Here is a 3,873-nt window from a genome sequence, read left to right on the forward strand (position 1 = left end):
CGTTGGGTCTATCAACATTATAGGGTTATTATTCGTATAAGCATACGGTTGCATTGTTTTTTCTACTAACGGGTCTACATTCAGCCACAAACTTACTCTCGGGTCGTAATATCTCGCCCCGTAATAATACAATCCTGTCTCGCTATCCAACTCCTTACCATTAAACAAATATGGCATTCTTCTACTTACTTTATGCTCATCAAATAGCACCTCGCCAAAGGCGATGTACTCTGTATGCTGACTAATGTTACCGTCCTTATCCGTGATATACGAAGAACTTCCTAAATGGTCGGGGTGGTAATAATAGAGATTTTTCTCCTCTATCCCATTATCCACATAACCAAACCCACCTTTCACATTATCGGGTTTTACTGGTCGGCGGACCTGGCGGAATGTTTAATCCTTTGATATATTGGTCTATGGCTTCCTGTATTTTCGCACTTTGTTTAATGTAGTCTATACCGCCTGCCATTAAGCCTGTTGGCTGATGGAAAGTTCCCTCGCCCAATTTTGACACAATACGGCTTGTGCCTTCAAAATAGTGCTTAGTAAACTTGTCTTTTTGCCATTTTGACAGTCTTTTTTTACTGCGTACCGCTCCGTCATCGCTCCGTCGTGTCTCCGTCGTAGCTCCGACCAAACCCCGAAACGCATTTCTCCTTTTTATGACAGTTTGACAGTACATTTTTTAGTTTATTTTAGCATCACTAACTTTGATACACTACCCATTTTTAAACATCCACTTAAAAAAATCAAAAACAACTAATATAGTTGAGCGACCTAAGATCAAATTATAAATACAAAACAATTCAAAAAAATAAGACCCTTTATAATTGAAATTGTGCCAGTATCAAACCCGTATTTTTTTACAGATTTTCTAATTTGAAAAAATATTAAAAATTGAAATATTAAAAAATCAACTATATAAAAAAATTCGTTCATTTTAATTATTTCTTATTATTAGACTTTTCATACTCTTCAGCAACTTTAGTAAGGGATTTTTCTACTAATGGTGCTACAGCAACATTGTATGCAGCTTGCCCCGAAGCACCATATTTTCTTTTAACTAATCCTGAAAGATAGTTGTTTAATATAGCTCCCGTTGCTTTTCCAGTAGATTTAGAGAACTTACCTTTTTCTTGATCTATTAAAAACTGATTTAAAATATCGGTTCCTGTTAAAGGAAGATCTAAAACGGCGGCAAAACTATTGAATGCACTTAAGTAAGAAATACCCTTATTGACAGGATCCATAAAGTCAGAAAATGCCTCGAATGCTCTCACTTTATCTCCATTATATGCTCCAAATAGCCTACTCACATCATTAACAAAGGTTGCTCTATATTGTGGTGCAACATCTTGAGAACTTACAGTAAATGGTTTGTTTTGTCCTTTTAGAAAGATTGTAATTCTGTCCTCAGAAGAACCTGTCCAATTATTCAGAGGTTTATAATTAGATTGGATTCTATTAACAACTTGGTCATTTTGAGAGTTGCGATATCTAACGTAGCCGTCTCCATTTGAAACAATGGTATGAGAATAGACATTTACCTCTTTAACACTATAATTGTATTGTTTTCCTTTTAAAATAAAAGAATAATTTTGTTTTCCATTAGGATCAACAAAAATTATAGGATTCTGATAACAGTAGATATAAGAATTAAGATTCCCAGAGTTATACACTCCTCCGTTATGCTGACCATCTATATAATGCTCTGTTTCCATTATTGGATTGTACCCACTTAATGGGTCTGTACCGAGCCATAAAGAAACCTTTGCATCATAATATCTCGCACCGTAATAATACAATCCCGTCTCGCTATCCAGTTCCTTACCATTGAAAAGATACGGCATTCGTCGGCTTACCTTGTGTTCGTCAAATAACACCTCGCCAAAGGCAACGTACTCTGTGTGCTGACTAATACCCTCTTTGTCTAAACCAATATTTCAAAAGAACCTCTCCGCTGGATAACAATACCCCTCAATATTCTAAATCATCATCACTAACTCTGATACACGACCCGACCTGATATACTACTTAAAATTTATATACGGTTTTTCTTCATCATTTCCTATCCATACTGTAGACCTTACATCAAATTTATAGTTTTTACTTTTACTTATCTTTTCATTTTTTAAATCCGTTATAATACTATTTTTGATTTTATGAACAAACATGCTATCTTCACATATAGCCTCTTTTATTTTAAGACTAACCATATACTCTACTCCATCATGAACTTTACGACTATGAGTAAGTTCTATTTTATTATTGTCTAAAACTAAAAAATATTTATTTCTATTTTCATTTATTTCGAGTACGGTTTTCAGTATAATTTTGCAATTACCATCTGTTTCTGAATGATTGTACAAAAGTTCTTGTTGTTTTATAATGGGGGCTTTCTTAAAATTACACCCTACCAATATAATACTTACAAACACAATCATAATAAAATATCTAATCTCCATTGCTTTTATAATATTTAATATTATTTTCAACATGCTCTTTAAACTCTGGTGTTGTATACTTAAAAAGAGGTCTTTGTTTTTGATTTTCGTAAATTGTACTATGCTTTGCATTTGGTAAACCTAAGTGTCCTTTTGAACTTCCTTCATGACCTAAAACACTAATAAAGTTATATTTATCATTCAAAAAAATATCCGCTATACGGTTATTATAAATATCAATGACAACCTTATTTCCATCCGTATGCATCATTGGAATTGCTCCTTCTTGCGTCATCCCCCAAAACTCACCACCATTAAAACCAATCTTTTTTCCCGAGAGTGCCAATCCTACACCTGTAACATTATTAAACGCTCCCACAGAAAAATTACCATTATATAGTTTCTTAACATCTACATCAGCATCTTTGGCATAGTGCTTTGCTATATTATTTAATAAAGCAAAATCCTTTACATTATTAAATTTATAATCCTTCAACTGTACTTGATTTATTCCTTTTTCTATTCCATATTTGGTTCCAAAGAGACTATTTGATATACTTTGAAAAACATTTGAATTATCTCTAATATACGGTACATGAATGATAATATTATTTGTTTTTCTGTTATCTGTGTATAAAAACTTCCCATTATGATCAAAATGATCATCTGGAGGCATTGCTGCCCTACCATCAGGGTCTATCAACATTATAGGATTATTATTAGTATAAGCATACGGTTGCATTGTTTTTTCTACTAACGGGTCTACATTCAACCACAAACTTACTCTTGCATCATAATACCTTGCTCCATAATAATACAACCCCGTCTCGCTATCCAACTCCTTACCATTGAAAAGATACGGCATTCTTCTGCTCACTTTATGCTCATCAAACAATACCTCACCAAAGGCAATGTACTCTGTGTGTTGGTTTATATCGCCATTAACATCTGTAATATAACTGCTACTGCCGAGGTGGTCAGGGTGATAGTAGTATAAATTCTTTTCCTCCACACCGTTATCCTTAAATCCAAAACCACCCTCTACCGTTTCTGGTTTCACGGGGTCGCCGTATTGTACTGGTGGACCCGGCACATCACCCGGCTCGTTAAACTTCGGCGGTCTTGGCCAACCCTCTGGTGGCTCTTGGTCTTGGGATATATCACTCCAGTCAATCGACGGATAATCTTGTCCTGTCCACTCTGGCGTACCGTATATACCGTGCTGGGTTGGCGGACCTGGCGGAATGTTTAATCCTTTGATATATTGGTCTATGGCTTCCTGTATTTTCGCACTTTGTTTAATATAGTCTATACCGCCAGCGGTTAGACCTGTCGGCTGATGAAAAGTACCTTCCCCTAACTTACTTACTATTCTTGAAGTTCCCTCGAAGTAATGCTTGGTAAATTTACCCTTATTAACCACAAA

Annotated in this window: 5 protein-coding genes; all 5 read right to left on the reverse strand. The window is 35.1% G+C overall.

Going from position 1 to position 3,873, the window contains the following annotated elements:
- On the reverse strand, window positions 1-357 hold a 357-nt coding region (locus tag VQ048_RS11840), incomplete at its 3' end, for an RHS repeat domain-containing protein (RefSeq protein ID WP_327611875.1).
- A 1-nt stretch (window position 358) separates the two neighbouring features.
- Entirely contained in the window at window positions 359-685 is a 327-nt protein-coding gene (locus VQ048_RS11845) for a hypothetical protein (RefSeq protein WP_327611876.1), read from the reverse strand.
- Window positions 686-947: 262 nt separating this feature from the next.
- On the reverse strand, window positions 948-1,943 hold the full coding sequence (locus VQ048_RS11850) for an RHS repeat-associated core domain-containing protein (protein WP_327611879.1): 996 nt from the start codon (window positions 1,941-1,943) through the stop codon (window positions 948-950).
- A gap of 90 nt (window positions 1,944-2,033) precedes the next feature.
- Window positions 2,034-2,468, reverse strand: coding sequence for a hypothetical protein (locus VQ048_RS11855; protein WP_327611877.1), 435 nt, complete (start codon window positions 2,466-2,468; stop codon window positions 2,034-2,036).
- Window positions 2,458-3,873 (reverse strand): RHS repeat-associated core domain-containing protein (locus VQ048_RS11860; protein ID WP_327611878.1); only part of this gene is annotated, 1,416 nt, incomplete at its 5' end. The genes VQ048_RS11855 and VQ048_RS11860, both read right to left, overlap by 11 nt.

This window comes from Bergeyella anatis, assembly GCF_036016955.1.
Lineage (GTDB): Bacteria > Bacteroidota > Bacteroidia > Flavobacteriales > Weeksellaceae > JAYWXI01.